Below are 23,332 nucleotides of genomic sequence, written 5' to 3'. Positions count from 1 at the left end.
ATAAAAATGGATTTTAAATTTGAAGTTGCTTCAAGTCTAAAAGAACAGATAGAAGATCTTACTTTAGAAGAAATACAAAGTTTAATAGAAATACCACCAAATAAAGAAATGGGAGATTATGCATTTCCTTGTTTCAAATTAGCTAAAGTATTTAGAAAAGCTCCAAATATGATAGCAGAAGATATAGCAGGAAAAATAGAACCAAAAGGGGCTATATCAAAAGTTGTACAGCTAGGAGGATACGTTAACTTTTTCGTTGATAAATCAAAATTAGCTGAAACTGTAATAAATAAAGTACTTACAGAAAAAGAAAACTATGGTAAAAGTGATATAGGTAAAGATAAAACTGTAATAGTTGAATATTCTTCACCTAATATAGCAAAACCTTTCCATATAGGACATATAAGAACTACTGTTATAGGTAATGCTCTTTATAAAATATATGATTCTCAAGGCTACAAAACTATAAGAATAAATCATCTTGGTGACTATGGAACACAATTTGGTAAATTAATAGTAGCATTTAAATTATGGGGAGATAAAGAAACTGTAGAAAGTAATCCAATACCAGAATTACTAAAACTATATGTTAGATTCCATGATGAAGCAGAAGCTCATCCAGAAATGGAAGATGAAGCTAGAGCTTGGTTTACAAAATTAGAAAATGGAGATGAAGAAGCTAAAGCATTATGGCAGTGGTTTAGAGATGAAAGTTTAAAAGAATTCTCTAGAGTATATGACCTTCTTGAAATAGAATTTGATTCTCTTGCAGGAGAAAGTTTCTATTCAGATAAAATGGATAGGGTAGTAAATGAATTAGAAGAAAAAGGACTTCTTAAAGAATCTAGAGGTGCCAAAATAGTTGAACTTGAAGAATATAATATGCCACCAGCTTTAATAACAAAAAATGATGGTTCTACATTATATATGACAAGAGATTTAGCAGCAGCTATATACAGAAAAGAAACTTATGATTTTGATAAATGTATATATGTAGTTGGATCACAGCAAATACTACACTTTGAACAATGGTTTAAAGTTATAGAACTTATGGGATACGAATGGTCAAAAGATTTAATTCATGTTCCATTTGGTATGGTAGCACTTGAAAGTGGAACAATGTCTACAAGAAAAGGTAGAGTAGTATTCCTTGAAGATGTTTTAAAACAAGCTATAGAAAAAACTAAGGAAATAATACTTACTAAAAATCCAAATGCTGCAAATGTAGATGAAATAGCAAAACAAGTAGGTGTTGGAGCGGTAGTATTCCAAGAATTATCAAATAGTAGAATAAAAGATTACACATTCTCTTGGGATAAAACACTTAGCTTTGATGGAGAAACTGGACCATATGTACAGTATACTCATGCTAGATGTTGTGCAGTATTAAGAAAAGCAAATGAAGAGGTTACTTCTGATATAGATTATAGCTTACTTTCAGATGAAGGAAGTTCAGAAGTTCTAAAAGTTATAGAATCATTTAATAAATGCATACTTGCGTCAATGAAGAAGAATGAACCTCATATAGTAACAAGATTTGTATTAGATCTTGCTCAAGCATTCAATAAATTCTATCATGACAATCCAATTCTTGTTGATGATGTTGAGTTAAGAAAAGCAAGACTTGCTCTTGTGGAAGCGACAAGACAGTCAATAGAAAATGGTCTTGCACTATTAGGAATGCATGCACCACAGAAAATGTAGTTTAGATTTAGATGAGAGGTTTATTTATATAAGCCTCTCTTTTTTCTATAAAGAGGTGAAATTATGGAAAATCAAATTGATAATATTATAAAAAATGCATATATAAGCATATTTGATACAAACTTAGATGTAATAAAAAAGTTATCATTAATAAATACGAAATGCTTAATAGATAATTATAAACAAAGATATATATATATAGACAATAATAGACTTAGAGATGAATTAAAATACTATAGATTTTATGGAAATGAATATAAAAGCGAAAATATTTTAAATATATTTTTACCTGTAATTTTAAGTAATAACAATGGGGAAAAATGTGAAACAGAATTGATAGAATTAGTAAAAAAATATGTAATGTATTTAAAGATAGATGAAAAATATACTGAATATGTAATAGCTACATTAGTTTATAATGAAGTAGTACATTTGATTTTAAAAAATTCTAAGGTAGAGTATCAAGAAGTTATGGATAAAATAAAAGAAAAAGTAATTTCTATAAATATACCTATGGAAAAAAAAGAAGTTGTTAAGTTTCAAATGTATAGAATAAATTTAATAAAAACTATTGATGATTATAAAGACATGAATAGAAATTCAAATAATGACATTTGTACAAATTTATTCGATGCAATTTTTGATATATATGTAGAGGAAAGGAAAGAAAATAATGATATTGAATCAATAAAAAAAGTCCTATTCTCACTATTAGGTCAAAATACATCAACAGAAATAGAGAATACAGACTTTATAAATTCTATGGCTGAATATCTTATTAAATTAAAAAAATATAAAATTAATAAAAAAGAATACAATAATATATCAAATCCTTTAGAGATAATATCACTAAATGAGGGAGAAACTGCAAAAAACCCTATATTAAACAAAATCACAATAAAATCTAAAAAGATAAATGGAAATTTATTAAAAATAGATGTATTATCAAAGTCAGGAGAATATTGTTTCAAATTTTTAAAAAAGAATTAATAAAATAATAAATTATTCAGATGCTGATTCTAGATAAGAAAGAAATTCTTCTTCAGTTGTTTCAGTTAAGAAACATAATTCCTTTACAATATTATTTCTAAGATCTCCAAAAACATTGAGATTAGTGTTTTCATTAGTATATTCAAGAGCTTTTATTATAAGAAGAAGATCTTGGATTGATAAATCATTAAGTGAAACGTTTTTAAAATTTTCCATGGAAATATCCTTTCTGCCATAATGGCGGAGTTATTATATATTATTACAATTATAATAATAATAAAATAACGAATAAAATACAAGAAAAGATAAAAACATTGCAATATAAATAATAAAAGAAAAAAATATTTCAATAAATTAAAATCATTTATTTAGGAGGGGATTATTTGAAAATATTATTAACAACCCTAAACTCTAAATTTATACATACAAATTTAGCAATAAGATATTTAAAAGAATTTGCAAAAGATGTTCAAAAAGTAGATATAAGAGAATATACAATAAACAACCAAGCAGACTATATATTAAAAGATATATACAAAGGTGGATATGATGCAGTATTTTTCTCAGTATATATTTGGAATGTTTTAGATATAATGAGTCTTTGTGAAAATTTAAAAAAAGTAATGCCTAATTTAATAATAGGATTAGGTGGACCAGAAGTTAGCTATGATAGTGAAAATTTAATGAAAAAATATGGTTTTATAGATTACATTTTATATGGAGAAGGTGAAGTTACATTTAGAGAAGTTTGCCTTATGCTAAATAATAAGATGGAGAGTAAAGATATAAAAGGACTAGTTTGGAGAGATAAAGGATATATAAAGGTTAATGAAGAAAGACCGTATCTTCAAGATTTAGATTTAATACCAAGTCCATATGATAATATGGATACTAAAGAATATGAAAATAGAATAGTATACTATGAATCATCTAGAGGATGTCCTTTTAATTGTCAATATTGTCTTTCATCAGCAATAAAAGGTCTTAGATACTTTAGTTTAGAAAGAGTAAAAAAAGATTTAAAAAACCTTATAAATGCTAGGGTATCTCAAATAAAGTTTATAGATAGAACTTTTAATGCAAAGAAAAAAACGGCAATGGAAATAATGAAGTTTTTGATGGAAAATGATAATGGATTTACAACATATCATTTTGAAGTTACAGCACATCTCATAGATGATGAGATGTTAGAGTTTTTAAAAGAATGTAAACCAGGGCTATTCCAATTTGAAATCGGAGTTCAATCAACAGATCAAAATGTTTTAGAAGCTTGTGGAAGAAAAGATGATTTTAAAAAATTATCAAGAGTTGTAACAAAAATAGAATCTTATAAAAATATACATCAACACCTAGACTTAATTGCTGGATTACCGTATGAAAGTTATGAAGGATTTGAAAAATCATTTAATGATGTATATAATTTAGGAATTGAACAATTACAACTTGGATTTTTAAAAATGATAAAAGGTACAGGTATAAGAAGTATGGCAGATATGCATGGATTTAAATATAAATCATATCCACCATATGAAGTATTATCTAATAGATATATATCTTATGAAGAGATATTGAAATTAAAAGATATTGAAGAAATGGTAGAAAGATATTATAATTCAGGAAACTTTAGAATGTCAGTATCCTTTATTGTAAAAAGATATTATAAAGATTCACCATTTAAATTCTATGAAGAATTTGCAAATTTCCATGATGTAAATGGATATTTTGATGCTGCACAAGGTAAAAATCAAAATTATAAAATATTATTAGATTTTTATATGGAAAAAATTGGTGAAAAAATAGAATTATTTAGAGATATATTAAAATATGATTATGTATCACTTGGAAAAACTAGTAATGTACCAGATTTCTTAGTTAGAAATTATCCTGAAGATTTTAAAAATAGATGTCATATATATTTACAGAATGACGAAAATGTTAAAAAATATATACCAAAACACTTTGATACACCAGCAAAAATGATAATTAAATATGTTCAATTTGAACCATTTAGATATGATATAGAAAGTTTAAAAAATGATATAATGATAGATCCAAAAAAAGAAGATAATATTATAATGTTTGATTATGATATCTCAAAAATATTTGAAAAGTCATTGTCATATAGAGTAGAAATTTAATTTATAAAATAAATATTAAATAGAAAGGTGGATAAATATGAAATATAAAATAGAAAAATACCTTCTTAAAAAGACTGATGAGTTAGCGTTTATAACTCTTAAATCTGATGGAGATTTTAAAATAAAAGGATATAATATTCCATCAGAAGGATTAGATGTTCCTATAAAAAATGAAGTTCTTGTAAAAGGAATAAAAGATAAAACAGCTCAAGATAGTTTAAATTCTATGTCTATAGCAGATGCTATGATATATATAATAGGAATAGATTCTAATTTTAAATATAATGAAGAATATTATAAATTTATAGAAGCACTTGCGAAAAATTTAGATTTAGATTTAAAAGCATATATGGGATATATGTCTAATAAATATTTTGAGATAGGAGAATATACAGATTCATTGATATATATGAAATCTCTTATAAATAAATATCCAGAAGATGTAAATGGATTATACCACTATGCTATAATTTGCCAACAGATAGCAGAACAATATAAAAAAGATGAGGATGCAAAGGCTGTTAATGATTTTTTACTTGATGCTTTAGATAAATTAGAAAGAATAATAAATATAGATGATAAATTTGGACCAGCCTATTATCAATTAGGCTATCACTATTACAATCAAGACCAATTTATAAAATCAAAATTAACTTGGGAAGAAGCATTAAAATTAGGATTAGATGATGATATAGTAGCTGAAATACAAGATAATTTAGGTAAAATGGACTATAAAGTACAATACGAAGAAGGATATACACTTATACTTTCTGGTAAATGTGAAGAAGGAATAGAAAAACTTCTTCCTTTAGAAAATGATTTTCCAGATTGGTGGAATTTATTATTTATGATAGCACTTGGATATAAAGGTATGGGAGATATAGAAAAGGCTCAAAATTATTTTGAAAAAATATTAGTATTAAGACCTACACAAGTGGATACACTAGTAGAAATGGGATTATTAGAAGCTCAAAAATATAATCTTGATGGTGCAATAGAATATTTTGAAAAAGCAGCTAAACTTAGAAAAGAAGATCCTGAGATACTTTGTAATTTAGGAATGGCATATTTTAATAATGGAAATATAGATGATGCTGGATATTATATTGAAAGAGCATACGAATTAGATCCTATGGATGAAGTTACAAATGCTTGTCTTAGAGAACTTAATAAATATAGATAGTAAAATAGTTTCAAAGTGAAAAGAGGGAGTTTTTTTGAATAAATCACTAGATGGTAAAAAAATAAATAATAATATTAGTCTATTTAAACTTATTAGATTATTTTTAGGATTTTTTATAGGTGCAATGGGAACTGTATTTATGATAAATGCAAATATCGGACTTAGTCCTTGGGATGTACTTCATCGGGGAGTATCAAAAAATCTTGGAATTACAATGGGACAAGCATCTATAACTGTTTCTATTATGGTAATAATACTAGACCAGATATCAGGAGAATATATTGGATGGGGAACAGTTTTAAATGTAATATTCTTTGGATTGTTTATAGATTTAATAACATATTTAGATTTTGTACCACATACAACTGGACTATTAATGAGTATATTTATGATAATTTCAGGGCTTATTTTTCTTTCTATATGCATGTGGCTTTATATAGGTGTTGGGCTTGGAACAGGTCCAAGAGATGGAATGATGATGCTATTTCACAAAAGAAGTGGTAAACCTATAGGAGTAATAAGAAGTTTAATAGAACTGGTTGTTTTAATAATAGGGTATTTTTTAGGTGGACCAGTTGGATTGGGGACTATTATAAGTGCTTTTGGTATGGGGATTATAATGCAGACTATATTTAAAATAGTAAAATTCGATGCAAAAGAAGTTAATCATAAATATATTGAATTTTTAATATCTAAGAAAAAATTAAATAAAGAATAATTATAAATATTATAAAAATAGTGGATTAAAATTTTAATTCACTATTTTTTTATATGACTTACATAAGTTTAATTCGTATATCAGTAGTATATAGAGTATAATATAACTAAGAATTAGAATTTTGTATTATAAAATAATTGTTAAAATAAACTAAAAGGAGGAAAATTTATGATAAAAAAATTAGATGATATTTTTTTAAATCTTAAAGAAAGTAAACAAAAACCTATTTTATCAGTTGCAGCTGCACACGATGAAGAGGTTTTATTAGCTGTAAAAGATGCTTGTAAAATGAATATAATAAAAGCAATACTTATTGGAGATGAAAAAAAAATTAGAGAAATATCTAAAAAAATAAATTTTGATTTATCTGAAGTTGAAATAATAAATGAAGTAGATTTAAAGTTATGTGCTGAAAAAGCAGTAAAATTAGTATCTTCAAAAAAAGCAGATTATGTAATGAAAGGTTTATTAGATACATCTATAATTTTAAAAGAAGTTTTAAATAAAGAATATGGGCTTAGAACAGATAGTTTATTAAGTCATGTTATGATTTATGAAGTTCCAAATTATCATAAATTATTAATTCTTACAGATGGAGGTATGAATATAGATCCAGATGTACCTCAAAAGAAAAAAATAATAGAAAATGCTATAAAAGCTGGAAAATCATTAGGAATAGATACACTAAAAATAGCATGTCTTGCTGCAAAAGAAAAAGTTAATCCTAAAATGAAGCGGACTGTAGATGCAGATGAACTTAAAAATATGAATCAACAAGGAATGTTCGGAAAAAATATTATAGTTGAAGGTCCTATAGCATTTGATTTAGCTATATCAAAACAAGCATGTAGAATAAAAGGATATGAAAGTGAAGTTGGTGGAGATGCAGACATATTATTAGTACCGAATATTGAAACAGGAAATGGAATAGGAAAAGCACTTACATATATGGCAAATGCTAAATCGGCAGGAATAATAATGGGTGCAAAATCTCCAATAGTACTAGTTTCAAGAGCAGACACTCATGAATCAAAATTATACTCTATAGCTTATGGAGCAATAATATCAAAAAATAGTAACAAAAACTAAAAAATAAATATCAAAGATAAAATAAGAATAATTTTAAAAAATTCCTTGAAATTATTCGTGTTTTTACATATAATTTAAGATATAAGAACGAAAAAAATTTTTTATCTATAAATTTAATTATTAGTTGGAGGGAAGATTATGGGATTTAAATCTGATATCGAAATAGCACAGGAAGCAAAACCTTTAGACATTAGAGAGGTTGCAAAAAAAGTAGGTCTTACAGAAGATGATATAGAACTTTATGGAAAATATAAAGCTAAAGTTGACTATAATCTATTAAAAAAAGATACAGGTAAAAAAGCTAAGTTAATACTTGCTACAGCTATAAACCCTACTCCTGCTGGAGAAGGAAAAACAACAACTACAATTGGTGTGGCAGATGCATTTTCAAGAATGGGTAAAAATGCTTTAGTTGCACTTAGAGAACCATCATTAGGACCAGTTTTTGGAATAAAAGGTGGAGCTGCGGGTGGTGGATATGCTCAAGTAGTTCCAATGGAAGATATAAATCTTCACTTTACAGGTGATTTTCATGCTATAGGAGCAGCAAATAACTTATTAGCAGCAATGCTTGACAATCATATACATCAAGGAAATGCGCTTAATATAGATACAAGAAGCATAACTTGGAGAAGATGTGTCGATATGAATGATAGACAGCTTAGAAATGTTGTAGACGGTTTAGGAAGAAGAGTAGATGGTGTTACTAGAGAAGATGGATTTGACATAACAGTTGCATCAGAAGTAATGGCAGCTTTCTGTTTAGCAAATGATATATCAGATTTAAAAGAAAGACTTGGAGATATTATAGTTGCATATAATTATGATAATGAACCTGTAACAGCTAGAGAATTAAAAGCTAATGGTGCTATGGCTGCTTTATTAAAAGACGCTTTAAAACCAAACTTAGTTCAGACATTAGAAGGAACTCCAGCATTTGTACATGGAGGTCCATTTGCAAATATAGCACATGGATGTAACTCAGTAATAGCTACAAAAATGGCTATGCATTTTTCTGATTATGTATTAACAGAAGCAGGATTTGGTGCAGATTTAGGTGCTGAAAAATTCATAGATATAAAATGTAGAATGGCAGATTTAAAGCCAGATGCAGTTATAATAGTAGCTACAATAAGAGCATTAAAATATAATGGTGGAGTAGCTAAAAATGATTTAAATGAAGAAAATTTAGAAGCTTTAGAAAAAGGACTTCCAAACTTATTAAAACACGTTGAAAATATAACAAAAGTATTTGGATTACCAGCAGTTGTTGCTATAAATAGATTTCCACAAGACACAGAAGCAGAACTTAAATTAGTAGAAGATAGATGTAAAGAACTAGGTGTAAATGTTGCATTATCTGAAGTTTGGGCAAAAGGTGGAGAAGGTGGAATAGAAGTAGCTAAGGAAGTATTAAGATTAATTGAAGAAGAAGAAAATAATTTCCAATATTGTTATGAAGAAGATTTATCAATAAAAGAAAAAATAAATGCAATAGCTACAAAAATTTACGGTGCTGATGGAGTAGATTTTACAAAAGAAGCTGAAAAAGAAATAGCTAAATTTGAAAGATTAGGATTTAATAAATTACCAATATGTATGGCAAAAACTCAGTACTCACTTACTGATGACCAAACTAAACTTGGTAAACCAGAAGGATTTAGAATAACAGTAAGAGATTTAACAGTTTCAGCAGGTGCAGGATTTATAGTAGCTCTTACAGGAGCTATAATGAAAATGCCAGGTCTTCCAAAAGTTCCAGCAGCAGAAAGAATAGATGTTGATGAAAATGGAGTAATATCAGGTTTATTCTAAAAATATGATTTGTATAATCCCTGGATTTTTAAAAATTCAGGGATTTTTTATGTTATAATATAATAGTTGTTAAAAAGAAAATTAATAGTAAAATTATAGCTAACGAAATATTTTTGTGAAAATTACTAATAAGAGGTGATAAAATGACAATTAGAACGAGAAATGAAATAACGGAAAAAGATATGATAGAAGTTATGAAATTTGGAATACCTAAAATTTATTCAATAATGAGTATAGGTTTTGGTATACTTGGTATTTCAATGGGGATTTATGGAGTATCAAATGGAAAAGTTTTTACAGGGATAGCATCTATAGCACTTGCAATAGGTATAGTTTTTTGGAGATATTATTATTTACCTAGAAAAATGGGGAAAATGCAGTATAGAGGTAAAAAAGAATCTCAAAATGGTAGAGGAATGGTACAAAATGTAAATTTCTTTAATAACCATGCAGAAATGATAACTAGTGATTCAAAAATGATAAAATTAAAATACTCTGATATGCAGATGTTAAAAGAGATGAAGGATAAATTAATAATTATCTTTGGGAAAAATGTAATAATGCTGATAAAAAAAGATGGATTTAAAGAAGGTAATATAGATGATCTTAAAAATTTACTAGTACCAATAATAGAAAAAAATAATTCAAAAAAAGCTTAATGGAGGAATAAAAGTGGCTAAGTCAGAAGTTATAAAAGCTAGAAATACAAGTTATATAACAAAAGAAGATTATGTAGAATCTGTAAAACTATCTACAAATAGAAAAATAAAAACAGTAAGTATACTTCTTAGTATAATTTTAGTTGTAGTTGGAGGATATGGTGCTGTAACTGCAAGTATAGCATATGGAATAGCATTTGCCATATTTGGATTTGTTATGCTTATTTGGGAACTGTTTATATCATATAATGTATTGGGTTCTAAAAGTTATAAGAAAGTAGTAGAAGAAAATGGAACTGATAAAATAAAATTAAAGATAGATTTTTATAAAGATCATCTTGTTATAAACAATCAAAATGGTCTTAAATCAGAATTAAAATATAGAAAAATTCAAAGAATGGGACGAGGCGAAAATGTAGTTGTATTAGTTTTTAATAAAGACTATGCTGTAACATTCAAAAAAGATGGGTTTACATATGGAAATTACGATATAGTAGAAGATATAATATATAAAGCAAGAGGAATGAAATAAACTGAATAGAATATGGGCTATCGACTAAGATTTAATTAGTCTTTAGCCCATATTTTTATTTTAATAATGAAATGATTCTATGAGATTTATATAAATTTCGATTTATATAAATATTTAAGATTTGATGTAAAAATCTATTATTATTTATTTGAAATTGATATAATAAAATATAAGAAAATTTAAATAAGAGAAAAGGTGCTGATAAATGAAGATAGTAGATAAAAGCTGTGTAGAATTTATAGAAGTTCTTTCTTCTAAAGAACCTGTTCCTGGAGGGGGAGGAGGAGCTGCTTTTGTTGGAGCAATAGGTGTTGCACTTGGCAATATGGTAGCAAATCTTACAGTTGGAAAGAAAAAATATAAAGAATTTGAGGAAGAAATTAAAGAAGTTTTAATAGAGGCAAAAAAAATAGAAAAAGAATTATTATCTATGGTTGATAAAGATGCAGAATATTTTATGCCACTTTCTAGAGCATATAAGCTACCTACAGAAACAGAAGAACAAAGAGCTTATAAATCACAAAAAATGGAAATAGTATTAAAGCAAGCATGTGAAATACCATATAAATCAGCAAAAACTTGTTTTAAGGCTATAAAAATTCATGAAAAAATAGTTGATAAATCATCTAGATTAGTTATAAGCGATATTGGTGTTGGTATACAATGTTTGAGAGCATGTTTACTTGGATCAAAATTAAATGTAAAGATAAATACTAAATCCATGAAAGATAGAGAATATGCAGATAAAATTTCTAAAGAAGTAAATTCTATAGTTGAAGAGGGTATATATATATGTGATCAAGTATTTGATAGAGTATTAGAAATCATGGAGGAATAATATGAATACAGATATAATAAAAGGTAAACCAGTTGCAGATAAAATAACAGATAAATTAATTAAAGAAGTAGAAGAATTAAAAGAAAAAAATATAATACCAAAGCTATCAATAGTGAGAGTTGGGGAAAAACCAGATGATATATCTTATGAAAGAGGTGCAGTATCTAGATGTAGTAAAATAGGGATAGATACTGAAAGAATAGTCTTAGATGAAGATGTATCAGAAGAAAAATATATAGAAACAATAGAAAAATTAAATAAAGATAAAAACATTAATGCTATTCTTTGTTTAAGACCATTACCAGAAAATATTGATGAGAATATAATAAAAAATATAATAGATCCTGAAAAGGATGTAGATTGTTTTAATCCTATGAATACATCTAAATTATTTGAAGGTGATAAAGAAGGATATGCTCCTTGTACTCCAGAAGCGGTAATGAAGATATTAGAGTATTATGATGTAGATTTAGTTGGCAAAAATACAGTAGTACTTGGAAGGTCATTAATTGTGGGAAGACCAGTAGCTATGATGCTGATGGAAGAACATTCCACTGTTACAATATGCCATTCTAAAACGGATGATTTAGTAAAAGAAGCAAAAAAAGCAGACGTTTTAATATCAGCAATAGGAAAAGCTAAAATAATAGATAAATCATATATAAAAGAAGATGCTATAGTTATTGATGTAGGGATAAATCTAGATAAAGATGGAAATCTTTGCGGAGATGTTGACACAAATTCTGTTAGAGGAAAAGCAAAAATGGTTACACCAGTTCCTGGTGGAGTAGGATCTGTAACAACATCTGTACTTGCAGAACACGTAATAAGAGCTTGTAAAAAACAAAATAGAATAGATTAAAAAAGCCTGTATAAATTTATACAGGTTTTTTATATACAAAATTAAAACTTAGATTTTAAATATTATTAATAATAGAAATAATTTTATACTAGACTTTATATTTAAATTTAAAACTTTATATTATAAAAGGGAGGATAAAAAAGGCTTTTAAAATACAGAATATTTGTGTTAATAGACACAGAAACAACAGTACTTAACAAGGATAAAAATTAACTTTTAGAAGTTGGTATGTTAGTAATCAAAGATTTAAAGGTAGTAGATGAGTTAGAAGTAAAAATCAAACACAAAGAATATACTGTAACAACAGGAGCTATGAAAGCTAATAAAATAGATCTTGTTCTACACGAAGAAGAAGCTTGTGATAAAATCGTAAACTTTTTAAAAGTGTCTTTAAAATTGATTTTAGAAGGTATTAGTTAGTACCCAATTTGCATATTTTAAAATTTCAAAGATTGACACTATAAAAAAGCACATATATACTTAAAATTACAAAGGTAGTGATTTTTTATGGCCAATGTTATTTATTTAAATGAATTTAAAAGCAAAAAAATAGGATAACTGATATTCAAATAGCTAAAAAATATTTATTTAGTCTAGTTCCTGATTTTTTAGAAATATCTCTAGCAGATAGTATTATAGACTTAGTTATTGATTGTAACAGTACAAATGTTGAAATTAAGTTTTCTTCACTTTCTAAAACTTTAAATCTACCTGTTAGTAGACTAAAAAAGCTTATAAAAATCTAGTAGACCATAAACTATTAATTGAGCTTTCTAATAGATATGGAAAACCTGTATTAGTTTCTTCTAAGAATTTAATTTTAGCTTGTGATATTAAAGAATATATAGATTCCTATATCAATTAATCAATAAGAAGGGAGAAAATATGAAAGACGGACATATACATACACATTATTGCCCACATGGGACAAAAGATCCTTTTGAAAAATATATAAAAAATGCTATAAATAATGGATATACAGAAATAAGTTTTACGGAGCATTTTCCATTACCTAAAAATTTCATTGACCCTTCACCTAAAAAAGATAGTGCACCAACAGAAAAAGAATTTGAAAAATATTTAAATGAAGCGAAAAATATAAAAGAAAAATATAAAAATAAAATAAAGATAAATATAGGTGCAGAAGTAGATTATATAGAGGGATTTGAAAAAGAAATAAAAGAAAATTTAAATAAATATGGAAAATTCTTAGATGATTCAATAATATCAATACATATGTTAAAAACAAGTTATGGATATTCATGTATAGATTATAGTATAGAAGAGTTTGAAAAGCTAATTGAGTATTTTAATGGTATAGATAACCTATATAAAAAATACTATGAAACAATAAATGATATGATATTTTCTGATTTAGGAGAATACAAACCTAAAAGAATAGGACATTTAAATTTAATAAGAAAATATTGTAAAATTTTTACATATGATTATAAAGAACAAAAAATATTAAAAGTTTTGGTTAAAAATATAAAGGAAAATGGCTTTGAATTAGATTATAATGTTTCAGGACTTAGAAAGGCTAATTGTGGAGAAATATATATATCAGGATATTTAAAAGAATTAGTTGAGAAGAATAAGATAAAAATGGTTTTAGGTTCAGATTCTCACGATTCATCAACTATTTATGATTATAGAAAATATTTCTAAAAAGAATATTTTTAAATATTATATTAATATATTGTTACTTTTTATAATTAAAATTATTTTTTTTCTAAAATATAAAACTATAAAAGAGTATTTACTTGACTTATTATATACGATAATGTATTATATTAATATAGTATGGAGAAGTACTCAAGAGGCTATAAGAGGAGCCCCTGCTAAGGGTTTAGGCTGGGTAACACCGGTGCGAGGGTTCGAATCCCTCCTTCTCCGCCAGTTAAAGACCTATTTAGGTCTTTTTTTTATGCAAAAATAAAAAATATAAAACTTATGTTATACTTATATAGTGTATAATATAAAAATTTAATAAGGAAGTGACCTAATGGAAGGAAAAAGATTAAAAATATCTGAAATTTTTAAAAGAACAAGAGATATAAAGTACAGACTAATAGTAGATTCATTAATAGTTGGTGCTGTAACAGGGATTTTTATAGTAGTATATAGAATACTTGCATTGAAACTAGCAGGTATATTTAATAGACTTTATGCTGTAGCATCTCAAAATATAATAATGATTCCAGCTGTATTTATTTTATTAGCATCAATTGCATTTATTATATCTGAATTTGTTAAGAAAGAACCTATGATATCGGGAAGTGGTATTCCTCAGTTAGAAGGAATATTATCTAGAAAATTGAGTATAAATCGGGGGAGAGTTTTATTTTATAAATTTGTAGGTGGAATACTTTGTTTAGGTGCAGGATTGTCTGTAGGTAGAGAAGGACCATCGGTTCAAATGGGAGGATGTATAGGAGAAAAAATATCAAAAAGAACAAAAAAACCAGACTATGAAGAAGTTTATTTAACTACATGTGGAGCAAGTGCTGGATTATCTGCTGCATTTAATGCACCTATGTCTGGAGTAATGTTTGCTCTTGAAGAAGCTCATAAGAATTTTTCACCGATGATTTTATTGTCAGCTATGATTGCATCCCTTACTGCTGATTGTATTGCAAAACAATTTTTTGGAATAATACCATCTTTAAAATTTCAACAGTTAAATGTAATGCCAATAAAATATTATTGGGTTCTTATAATTTTAGGGATAGCAGTTGGTATAAGTGGGGTAATATTTAATAGTGGTATATTAAAAACTCAAAAAATGTTTAAAGAAAGTAAAATTGATAAAAATGTAAAAATAATGATACCATTTATTTTAACAGGTATAGTTGGTATGATATCTCCAATACTTATAGGTGGAGGACATGAACTTATAATGGAATTACAAAATCGTGATTTCATACTTATTACACTTGTAGTATTTTTGATAATAAAATTTTTACTTACATTTATATGTTTTGGTTCAGGTGTTCCAGGAGGAATATTTTTCCCATTATTAGTATTGGGAGCACTTGTAGGAAATATAGTTGGCATTGTATCTATTAGATATCTTGGAATACCGAGTATATATATAATGAACTTTGTAGTTCTTGCGATGGCAGGACATTTTGCAGCGATTGTAAAAGCACCGATAACAGGAATAATATTAATATCAGAAATGACAAGTTCTTTAGTACATTTATTACCACTTGCAATAGTGACAGTTATAGCACAACTTACTTCAGATATATTGAAATCAGAGCCAATATACGAAAGTTTATTAAATAGACTGCTTGAAAGAAGCAATAAAACAAATGAATATAAGGGAGCTTCAAAACAAAAAACACTTTTAGAGGTGTCTATAGATATGGACTGCTTGGCTGATGGCAAAAAAATAAAAGAAATAAAATGGCCTGAAACATCATTGATAGTTGCAGTAAATAGAGGAGAAAAAGAAATTATACCTAAAGGAGATTTAAAATTAATACATGGTGATTTCATAACAGTTATGACATCTCAAGATAAATCTCCATATGTATTAGAAGAATTAAAACGAATATCAACATTTACATATAGTAATGAAGAAAATAATAAGATTCAAATTTAAAAATAAGTTAGTCAAAATAATATAGAATTTAGAAAGTAGGACTTAAATATATGAATTTAAATAGCTTGAATACAAATCAGTTAAAAGCTGTAGAGCATATTGAAGGACCTTGTATGGTTTTAGCTGGTCCTGGATCTGGAAAAACTAGAGTAATAACGTATAGAATAGCCAATATGGTGTTACAAAAAAATATTCCAGCAACTAGAATACTTGCCATAAGTTTTACAAAAGCATCATCTATAGAAATGAAAAACAGATTAAATAGTATATCAAATGATATTAGATTATCAAAAGTAACATGTGGTACATTTCATTCTGTATTTTTTAGGATTTTAAGATATTTTGAAAATTTACAATTAAAAAGTATAGTTGATGATAAAGAAAAAAGATATGCTATAAAAAATATAATTAAAAATTTAAAAATAGAAAATATGGATGATGAAGATAGTATTACTCAGATAATGACTGAAATTTCATATTTAAAAAATGAGCTTACAAATCCAATAGATTTTGATTCAGAAGTTTTAACAAGAGATGATTTTAATAGAATCTATTCTATGTATGAGTCATACAAAGAGAATGTTAGAAAAATAGATTTTGATGATATGCTTATAAAAACTTATTATATGCTTAAGGAATATCCAAATAGACTTGAATTTGTACGCAATGTGTATAAATATATATTGATAGATGAATTTCAAGATATAAATAAAGTACAGTTTGAAATAATAAGAATGATTGCAAACCCATTAAATAATATATTTGTTGTTGGTGATGAAGATCAAAGTATTTATGGCTTTAGAGGTGCAAGACCAGATTTTTTACTAGACTTTGAAAAATTTTTTAAAGGAACAAAAAAAATATTTTTAGATATTAATTATAGATCTAAAAAAGAAATAATAGATATTTCTAATAATCTTATAAAAAATAATGTAAATAGATTTGAAAAAAATATAAAATGCCAAATAGGAGAAGGTGCAAATATAAAGTATATAGAACCTTATGACCCTGAAGAAGAGGCAACATTTATAGCAAAAGAAATACAAAAAAATATAAAAGAAAAAGATGATGAGTATAGTGAATATGCTGTAATATATAGAACTAATATACAATCTAGAGCACTTATAGATGTATTTATGAATATGAGAATACCATTTACAGTTAAAGATTCTATTATTACAATATATAGTCATTGGGCAATTTGTGACCTTATATCTTATTTAAAATTAGCATTAGATCCTAATTTGATATCTGATTGGGAAAGGATAATAAACAGACCTTTAAGATATATTCCAAAGGTGGCAATAGCAAAAGCTAAAACATCAAAAAATTTCATAGGATGTTTAATTTCAGACTGTGACTTAAAAAAGATACAAACGAGAACACTAGAAGAATTAGATATAGACATGAGCTATATTAAAAGTTTGAATCCTAAAAATGCAATATCTTATATAAGATCTACTCTAGATTACGATAGATATATTTTAGATTATTGTCAAAATAGGAAAATAAAACCAGCTGGAATAGTAGAAATAATGGATGAATTTGAGAGTTCTGCAATCAATTTTAAGACAATAAAAGAATTTTTAGAACATATAGATATGATAAAGAAAAAGTCAGAAGAAAATACTTTAAATGCACAACAAAATGGAGTTATATTTACAACCATGCACAGTGCAAAAGGATTGGAATTTGAAAATGTGTATATAATAGGAGCGAGTGAAGGAATTTCTCCTCATGAAAAAACATATGAAATTGACGATAAAGAGAAAATATTTGAGCAAATCGAGGAAGAAAGAAGACTTATGTACGTTGCAATAACTAGAGCGAAGAATAATTTGTGCATAAGTTCTCCTAAAAACAGGTATTCTAAAAAAATAAAAAAATCTAGATTTTTAGATGAAATGGAGTCAAAAAAGTAAATAAATAAAAAATTTTCAAAAAATTTATTGACAAAAAATGTTTATGAAAGTATAATAAATTACATCAACAAGTTAAAACAAATAAATCCGATGATAAAGAGAGTAGCCTATTATGGATTTTCAGCGAGTTAGGATTTGGTGTGAGCCTAATAATGAAATATAGAGTGAAGAGAGCTTTTGAGGATAATTCCAGAAATAGCAGTATGGAATTAGGTAACCCGCCTTAAGGGTTTAAGAGGGTAGGTTTAATTACTTATCAATAAGAGTGGTAACGCGGTATATTCGTCTCTTGGTCATTTGGCCAAGAGACTTTTTTAATTTCAAATAATATACTTGTTATTTAAATATTGTTAAACCTATCAATAAGAGTGGTAACGCGGTATATTCGTCTCTTAGCTAATTAAATTAGCTAAGAGATTTTTTTATTGTTAATTTATATATTGAATTTAGATTCAGATATATTAATTATATAAATAGGGGAAATTTTAAGGAGGGAGTGTTTCATATGAAAATGAAAAAATTAGTGAGTTTAGGAATGGCAATGATATTATCATTAGGCCTAGTAGCATGTAATGGAGGAGAAGATAAAAATTCAACGTCATCTTCAACAGAAAAATTAGAACAAATACAAGAAAGTGGAAAATTAGTAGTAGGTATATATCCAGACTATCCACCATTTGAATTCCATTCAACAAAAAGCGGTAAAAATGAAATAGCAGGTGTTGATAAAGATTTAGGAGAAGCAATTGCAAAAGAAATTGGTGTGGAAGCAGAATTTAAAGAAATAACATTTGATGGACTTATAGGAGCTTTAAAAGCAGATAAAATAGATATTGTATTATCAGGAATGTCTCCAACACCAGAAAGAGAAAAAAGTGTAGACTTCTCAGATCTTTACTATGTTGGTAAAAATATACTGGCTGTAAAAGAAGGAGAAGAAAATAAAATAAAAACTATTGATGAATTAAAAGATTTAAAAGTAGCTGTTCAAAAAGGGTCTATTCAAGAAGCATATATAACAAAATTAGGTTGTAAATCTATAAAATCTCTTGAATCTATACCAGATGTTATGACTGAATTGAAAAATGGAAATGTAGATGCAGTAGTTGTAAATGATACAGTTGGTATTTTAAATATGCAAGAAATGGGAGGGCTTGCTAAAGCAAATTTAGAACTTCCTAATGATAATGCCGATGAAGGTATGGCAGCAGCTATTAAAAAAGGTGATAATAAAGCATATTTAGAAAAAATAAATAAAACAGTAAAAGAATTCAAAGCAAATCAATTTGAAAAATCATTAAAAGAAAATACAGATTTAGCGACACAAAATAAATAGACTAAATTAATAATTTAAGATAGATAAAATAAAAAAAGAAAAGGAGAATTAGAAAAATGAAAATGAAAAAATTAGTAAGTTTAGGAATGGCAATGATATTATCTTTAGGTTTAGTAGCTTGTAATGGAAAAGAAAAAGAATCAGCAAACAAATTAGAGGAATTAAAAGAAAAAGGAAAATTAGTTGTAGCAGTATCAGCAGATTATCCACCATTTGAATTCCACTCAACAAAAAGCGGTTCAGATGAGGTTGTAGGTGTTGATGCAGATTTAGCAAAAGCAGTAGCAAAAGAAATTGGTATTGAAGCAGAATTTAAAGAAATGAAATTTGATGGGCTTGTAGGAGCTTTAAAAGCTAATAAAGTAGATATGGTAATATCAGGAATGTCACCATCAGAAGAAAGAAAGAAAAATGTAGATTTCTCAGATGTATATTATACAGGTAAAGAAGTTCTTATAGTAAAAGAAGGACAGGAAGATAAAATAAAAACAGAAGATCAAGTAAAAGATATGAAAATAGCAGTTCAAAAAGGATCAATACAGGAAGTATATGCTAAAAAAATAGGTTGTAAAAGTGTAAAAGCATTAGAAGCAGTGCCAGATTTAATGATGGAACTTAAAAATGGAAATGTAGATGGTGTTTTAGTAAATGATTCTGTTGGACTTATAAATGTTAATCAGATGGATGGTATAGCAATATCTAACTTCACTTTACCAGAAAGTGATATAGAAGAAAGTATGGCAATAGCAGTTCAAAAAGGAAAAAATAAAGAATACTTAGAAGTAATAAATAAAGTAGTAAAAGATTTCAAAGAAAATGATCTTCAAAAATCATTAGAAAATAACTCAGCATTAGCAGCTGAAGTAAAATAGTAAATAATATAGAAAGAATAGGAGATATTAAAATGAGTTTTGATTTTATAGGACCATATTTACCAACATTTATAAAATCAACAATGACAACTATAGAAATTTCATTTATAGCATTGTTCTTCGGTTTTATAATAGGATTAATACTTTGTCTTGCTAAAATGTCAAAAAATGGCATATTAAAGGCATTATCAAGTATATACATAGAAATAATACGTGATACACCACTTTTAGTACAGTTATCAATTATATATTATGGATTACCACAAGTTGGAATAAATTTCCCAAGTATATTTGGTATACCAAGTGATTTCATTGCAGGTGCATTTGCATTATCAATAAATTCAGGAGCATATGTAGCAGAAATAATGAGATCTGGAATACAATCAGTTGATAAAGGTCAAATGGAAGCTAGTAGATCTTTAGGACTTAGTTATTGGTCTACAATGAGATATGTAATAGTACCACAAGCTGTGAAAAATATACTTCCATCATTAGCAAATGAATTTGTTTCATTAGTTAAAGAATCAGCTATACTATCATTTATAGGTGTAATAGATATAATGTTTACTGCAAACACAGTAAAAAATGCTACATATGATAGTTTTGGACCATATATATTTGCAGCAGCAATATATTTTGTATTAACATTTACTTTATCAAAGCTAGTTGGACTACTTGAAAAGAAAATGTCTGTATCAAATTAATGTAAAAGACAAAGGAAAGTGATAATTATGATAACAATAAAGAATTTATATAAATCTTTTGGAGAACATCATGTTCTAAAAGGCATAGATTTAGAAGTAGAAAAAGGTGAAATATTAGTAATAATAGGACCAAGTGGTTCTGGAAAAAGTACACTATTAAGATGTATGAACTTATTAGAAACACCTACATCTGGAGATATAATTTTTGAAGGAAATAACTTAGTTGACAAAAATACAAATATAGATGAGATTAGACAAAAGATAGGAATGGTATTCCAAAACTTTAATCTTTTCCCACATAAAACTATACTTGAAAATGTAACATTGGCTCCAATAACTTTGAAAAAAATGAATAAAAGTGAAGCTATAAAAAAAGCAGAAATACTTTTAAAAAGAGTTGGTCTTTATGATAAGAAAGATTCATATCCATCTCAATTATCAGGAGGTCAAAAGCAGAGAATAGCTATAGCTAGAGCACTTGCTATGGAGCCTGATATGATGTTATTTGATGAGCCAACATCAGCACTTGATCCAGAAATGGTTAAAGAAGTTTTAGAAGTTATAAAAGAATTAGCTAATGAAGGTATGACAATGGCTATAGTAACTCATGAGATGGGATTTGCTAAAGAAGTAGCAGATAGAGTTATATTTGTAGATGAAGGAAAAATAATAGAGGATGATACTCCTGAAGAAGTATTTAACAATCCTAAAAATGATAGAACAAAAGAATTTTTCGCAAAAGTATTATCTTAATTATATCAAAATATGTTCTAATTTAATCTAACTCAAATTAAAAATAGGCAGTAAAAAAGGAGCTCGGGGTAAGCTCCTTTTTCATTGTGCGAAAACTTCCGTAATCTTCACACTAAATTCAATAAACATAAAATATATCCCTTTGAAAGGGTTTGGGAATAGATATATTAACTAACTGGGGTTACCAGGGGGATAACCTTAATTAAAGTTTAACAAAAATTTGTTGAAAAATCAATGAAAAAATAATAGAAAGAATAAAAAAAGATTTATTTAGCATTCATGGAAAATTATAATAAATGAATTTAATAAGAATAAAAAAATATAAATATATTTATGATAATTAAAATTCATATTGATATATATTTAAAACAAAAAAATATGATATAATAAAGAGATATATGTATAAATAGTATTTATGCAAAGAAAGGTGGTACAATGAAAATATATTTAGATAATAGTGCTACTACGAAACCATACAGAGAAGTTGTAGAAAGTATGACTAAGGCACTTACAGAAGACTATGAAAATCCATCAGCTGCACATAGAATGGGTATGAAAATAGAAAAAAATATTAAAGAGATAAGAAAAAATATAGCTAGAACTATTGGAGCTAAAGAAAAAGAAATAGTATTTACATCTGGTGGTACAGAATGTAACAATACTATAATTAGAAGTTGTGCAAATCTAAATAAACATAGAGGAAAGCATATAATATCAACAGTGATTGAACATCCTTCCGTTTTAAATACACTTTCTGATTTAGAAAAAGATGGATTTGAAGTTACATATCTTCCAGTAGATTCAAAAGGATTAATAAATATAGATGATTTTGAAAAAAGTTTACGAGAAGATACTATATTTGCAAGCATAATGTTTGTTAATAATGAAGTTGGAAGTATTCAACCGATAAAAGAAATTTCTAATATATTAAAAAACAGAAAAGAAAAGATATTTTTACATGTAGATGCAGTACAAGCATATGGGAAAATAGATTTCAAGCCATCAAAATATGGTATAGATTATATGAGTGTTAGTGCACATAAGTTACATGGACCAAAGGGTATAGGATTTATGTATATTAAAGATGGTAATAAAATAAAACCACTTCTAACTGGAGGAGGACAAGAAAATAATTTAAGATCTGGGACTGAAAATGTTCCAGGAATATATGGCATGGGTACAGCAATAGATAAATTATTTAAAGATTTAAATTCATCTATATCAAAAATATCTACTTTAAGAGATTTATTAAAAGAAGAAATATCAAAGAATATAGATGGGATAAAGATAAATTCTCCAGAAAATGGTGTATGTCATATACTAAATATTTCATTTGAAGATATTAGAGGAGAGGTATTACTTCACTATTTAGAGCAAAAAGAAATGTATGTTTCTACAGGGTCTGCTTGTTCATCTAAGAAAAAAGGAAGTCATGTATTAAATGCGATGGGTCTTAAATCTAATGAAATAGAAGGAGCAATAAGATTTAGCTTATCAGAAATGAATACAGAAGAGGAAATATATAAAGCTGTTGAAATTTTAAAAATATCAATAGAAGATTTAAGAAAAATAATAAGAATAAGAAAATAAATGAAAAGAGGTGCTAA

At 26.7% G+C, this 23,332-nt stretch carries 21 protein-coding genes, 1 tRNA gene and 1 other annotated feature; of the genes, 21 read left to right on the top strand and 1 reads right to left on the bottom strand.

Annotated features, from left to right (window positions below; genetic code table 11):
* Nucleotides 1–6: 6 nt before the first annotated feature.
* The gene (gene argS, locus Q1J78_RS06195) at nucleotides 7–1,704 is read left to right on the top strand and encodes an arginine--tRNA ligase (RefSeq protein ID WP_300277677.1); all 1,698 of its coding nucleotides are present in this window, start codon (nucleotides 7–9) and stop codon (nucleotides 1,702–1,704) included.
* A 63-nt stretch (nucleotides 1,705–1,767) separates the two neighbouring features.
* Nucleotides 1,768–2,694: a hypothetical protein gene (locus Q1J78_RS06190; protein ID WP_300277674.1), complete on the top strand. Its 927-nt coding sequence runs from the start codon at nucleotides 1,768–1,770 to the stop codon at nucleotides 2,692–2,694.
* Between the two features lie 12 nt (nucleotides 2,695–2,706).
* Here Q1J78_RS06190 and Q1J78_RS06185 read toward each other — a convergent pair whose 3' ends face one another.
* Nucleotides 2,707–2,910 (bottom strand): hypothetical protein, encoded by a 204-nt coding sequence (locus Q1J78_RS06185; protein ID WP_300277671.1) that lies wholly within the window; start codon nucleotides 2,908–2,910, stop codon nucleotides 2,707–2,709.
* A gap of 167 nt (nucleotides 2,911–3,077) precedes the next feature.
* Between Q1J78_RS06185 and Q1J78_RS06180 the strand changes: the two genes are divergently transcribed.
* The 19 genes from Q1J78_RS06180 to Q1J78_RS06090 all read left to right on the top strand — a co-directional run bounded on the left by Q1J78_RS06180 (nucleotide 3,078) and on the right by Q1J78_RS06090 (nucleotide 23,315).
* Entirely contained in the window at nucleotides 3,078–4,832 is a 1,755-nt protein-coding gene (locus Q1J78_RS06180; RefSeq protein ID WP_300277668.1) for a B12-binding domain-containing radical SAM protein, read from the top strand.
* Between the two features lie 37 nt (nucleotides 4,833–4,869).
* Nucleotides 4,870–6,015 carry a tetratricopeptide repeat protein gene (locus Q1J78_RS06175; protein ID WP_300277665.1) on the top strand — a complete coding sequence of 382 codons (1,146 nt, stop codon included), beginning with the start codon at nucleotides 4,870–4,872 and terminating at the stop codon, nucleotides 6,013–6,015.
* A 34-nt stretch (nucleotides 6,016–6,049) separates the two neighbouring features.
* Nucleotides 6,050–6,733 (top strand): YczE/YyaS/YitT family protein, encoded by a 684-nt coding sequence (locus tag Q1J78_RS06170; RefSeq protein ID WP_300277663.1) that lies wholly within the window; start codon nucleotides 6,050–6,052, stop codon nucleotides 6,731–6,733.
* Nucleotides 6,734–6,901: 168 nt separating this feature from the next.
* A complete protein-coding gene (locus Q1J78_RS06165; protein ID WP_300277660.1) occupies nucleotides 6,902–7,822 on the top strand; it encodes a bifunctional enoyl-CoA hydratase/phosphate acetyltransferase in 921 nt (306 codons plus the stop codon).
* A gap of 138 nt (nucleotides 7,823–7,960) precedes the next feature.
* Nucleotides 7,961–9,637: a formate--tetrahydrofolate ligase gene (locus Q1J78_RS06160; protein WP_300277657.1), complete on the top strand. Its 1,677-nt coding sequence runs from the start codon at nucleotides 7,961–7,963 to the stop codon at nucleotides 9,635–9,637.
* 143 nt (nucleotides 9,638–9,780) lie between these two features.
* Complete coding sequence (locus tag Q1J78_RS06155; protein WP_300277654.1) at nucleotides 9,781–10,296, top strand: YcxB family protein; 516 nt, start codon at nucleotides 9,781–9,783, stop codon at nucleotides 10,294–10,296.
* 13 nt (nucleotides 10,297–10,309) lie between these two features.
* Complete coding sequence (locus tag Q1J78_RS06150; RefSeq protein ID WP_300277651.1) at nucleotides 10,310–10,828, top strand: hypothetical protein; 519 nt, start codon at nucleotides 10,310–10,312, stop codon at nucleotides 10,826–10,828.
* A 205-nt stretch (nucleotides 10,829–11,033) separates the two neighbouring features.
* Nucleotides 11,034–11,666, top strand: a complete 633-nt coding sequence (locus Q1J78_RS06145; protein WP_300277648.1) for a cyclodeaminase/cyclohydrolase family protein — start codon at nucleotides 11,034–11,036, stop codon at nucleotides 11,664–11,666.
* A gap of 1 nt (nucleotide 11,667) precedes the next feature.
* The gene (locus tag Q1J78_RS06140; protein ID WP_300277647.1) at nucleotides 11,668–12,528 is read left to right on the top strand and encodes a bifunctional 5,10-methylenetetrahydrofolate dehydrogenase/5,10-methenyltetrahydrofolate cyclohydrolase; all 861 of its coding nucleotides are present in this window, start codon (nucleotides 11,668–11,670) and stop codon (nucleotides 12,526–12,528) included.
* Nucleotides 12,529–12,756: 228 nt separating this feature from the next.
* Nucleotides 12,757–12,948 (top strand): hypothetical protein, encoded by a 192-nt coding sequence (locus Q1J78_RS06135; RefSeq protein WP_300277644.1) that lies wholly within the window; start codon nucleotides 12,757–12,759, stop codon nucleotides 12,946–12,948.
* 465 nt (nucleotides 12,949–13,413) lie between these two features.
* Nucleotides 13,414–14,196: a histidinol-phosphatase HisJ gene (hisJ, locus tag Q1J78_RS06130; protein ID WP_300277642.1), complete on the top strand. Its 783-nt coding sequence runs from the start codon at nucleotides 13,414–13,416 to the stop codon at nucleotides 14,194–14,196.
* Nucleotides 14,197–14,333: 137 nt separating this feature from the next.
* Nucleotides 14,334–14,427, top strand: a tRNA-Ser gene (locus Q1J78_RS06125).
* 106 nt (nucleotides 14,428–14,533) lie between these two features.
* Nucleotides 14,534–16,138 (top strand): ClC family H(+)/Cl(-) exchange transporter, encoded by a 1,605-nt coding sequence (locus tag Q1J78_RS06120; protein ID WP_300277639.1) that lies wholly within the window; start codon nucleotides 14,534–14,536, stop codon nucleotides 16,136–16,138.
* Between the two features lie 50 nt (nucleotides 16,139–16,188).
* Nucleotides 16,189–18,060 carry an ATP-dependent helicase gene (locus tag Q1J78_RS06115; protein WP_300277636.1) on the top strand — a complete coding sequence of 624 codons (1,872 nt, stop codon included), beginning with the start codon at nucleotides 16,189–16,191 and terminating at the stop codon, nucleotides 18,058–18,060.
* Nucleotides 18,061–18,141: 81 nt separating this feature from the next.
* Nucleotides 18,142–18,353 (top strand) — a binding site (T-box leader).
* Nucleotides 18,354–18,565: 212 nt separating this feature from the next.
* On the top strand, nucleotides 18,566–19,396 hold the full coding sequence (locus tag Q1J78_RS06110) for a transporter substrate-binding domain-containing protein (protein ID WP_300277633.1): 831 nt from the start codon (nucleotides 18,566–18,568) through the stop codon (nucleotides 19,394–19,396).
* A 56-nt stretch (nucleotides 19,397–19,452) separates the two neighbouring features.
* Nucleotides 19,453–20,268 carry a transporter substrate-binding domain-containing protein gene (locus tag Q1J78_RS06105; protein ID WP_300277631.1) on the top strand — a complete coding sequence of 272 codons (816 nt, stop codon included), beginning with the start codon at nucleotides 19,453–19,455 and terminating at the stop codon, nucleotides 20,266–20,268.
* Between the two features lie 32 nt (nucleotides 20,269–20,300).
* A complete protein-coding gene (locus Q1J78_RS06100) occupies nucleotides 20,301–20,972 on the top strand; it encodes an amino acid ABC transporter permease (RefSeq protein WP_300277628.1) in 672 nt (223 codons plus the stop codon).
* A gap of 27 nt (nucleotides 20,973–20,999) precedes the next feature.
* Nucleotides 21,000–21,725, top strand: coding sequence for an amino acid ABC transporter ATP-binding protein (locus Q1J78_RS06095; RefSeq protein WP_300277625.1), 726 nt, complete (start codon nucleotides 21,000–21,002; stop codon nucleotides 21,723–21,725).
* Between the two features lie 435 nt (nucleotides 21,726–22,160).
* The gene (locus Q1J78_RS06090) at nucleotides 22,161–23,315 is read left to right on the top strand and encodes a cysteine desulfurase family protein (RefSeq protein WP_300277623.1); all 1,155 of its coding nucleotides are present in this window, start codon (nucleotides 22,161–22,163) and stop codon (nucleotides 23,313–23,315) included.
* The last annotated feature ends 17 nt before the right edge of the window (nucleotides 23,316–23,332 follow it).

The organism is Peptacetobacter sp. (assembly GCF_029264495.1).
GTDB lineage: Bacteria > Bacillota > Clostridia > Peptostreptococcales > Peptostreptococcaceae > Peptacetobacter.
The sequence above is the reverse complement of the archived record's forward strand: the minus strand, read 5'-3'. Positions and strand labels throughout refer to the sequence as shown.

Coding starts and splice junctions, on each gene's coding strand:
- Q1J78_RS06115 (WP_300277636.1), top strand. CDS start 16,189: ATGAATTTAAATAGCTTGAATACAAATCAGTTAAAAGCTGTAGAGCAT.
- Q1J78_RS06190 (WP_300277674.1), top strand. CDS start 1,768: ATGGAAAATCAAATTGATAATATTATAAAAAATGCATATATAAGCATA.
- Q1J78_RS06135 (WP_300277644.1), top strand. CDS start 12,757: ATGTTAGTAATCAAAGATTTAAAGGTAGTAGATGAGTTAGAAGTAAAA.
- hisJ (WP_300277642.1), top strand. CDS start 13,414: ATGAAAGACGGACATATACATACACATTATTGCCCACATGGGACAAAA.
- Q1J78_RS06090 (WP_300277623.1), top strand. CDS start 22,161: ATGAAAATATATTTAGATAATAGTGCTACTACGAAACCATACAGAGAA.
- Q1J78_RS06175 (WP_300277665.1), top strand. CDS start 4,870: ATGAAATATAAAATAGAAAAATACCTTCTTAAAAAGACTGATGAGTTA.
- Q1J78_RS06145 (WP_300277648.1), top strand. CDS start 11,034: ATGAAGATAGTAGATAAAAGCTGTGTAGAATTTATAGAAGTTCTTTCT.
- Q1J78_RS06160 (WP_300277657.1), top strand. CDS start 7,961: ATGGGATTTAAATCTGATATCGAAATAGCACAGGAAGCAAAACCTTTA.
- Q1J78_RS06110 (WP_300277633.1), top strand. CDS start 18,566: ATGAAAATGAAAAAATTAGTGAGTTTAGGAATGGCAATGATATTATCA.
- Q1J78_RS06165 (WP_300277660.1), top strand. CDS start 6,902: ATGATAAAAAAATTAGATGATATTTTTTTAAATCTTAAAGAAAGTAAA.
- Q1J78_RS06105 (WP_300277631.1), top strand. CDS start 19,453: ATGAAAATGAAAAAATTAGTAAGTTTAGGAATGGCAATGATATTATCT.
- Q1J78_RS06155 (WP_300277654.1), top strand. CDS start 9,781: ATGACAATTAGAACGAGAAATGAAATAACGGAAAAAGATATGATAGAA.
- Q1J78_RS06185 (WP_300277671.1), bottom strand. CDS start 2,910: ATGGAAAATTTTAAAAACGTTTCACTTAATGATTTATCAATCCAAGAT.
- Q1J78_RS06100 (WP_300277628.1), top strand. CDS start 20,301: ATGAGTTTTGATTTTATAGGACCATATTTACCAACATTTATAAAATCA.
- Q1J78_RS06140 (WP_300277647.1), top strand. CDS start 11,668: ATGAATACAGATATAATAAAAGGTAAACCAGTTGCAGATAAAATAACA.
- Q1J78_RS06095 (WP_300277625.1), top strand. CDS start 21,000: ATGATAACAATAAAGAATTTATATAAATCTTTTGGAGAACATCATGTT.
- Q1J78_RS06120 (WP_300277639.1), top strand. CDS start 14,534: ATGGAAGGAAAAAGATTAAAAATATCTGAAATTTTTAAAAGAACAAGA.
- argS (WP_300277677.1), top strand. CDS start 7: ATGGATTTTAAATTTGAAGTTGCTTCAAGTCTAAAAGAACAGATAGAA.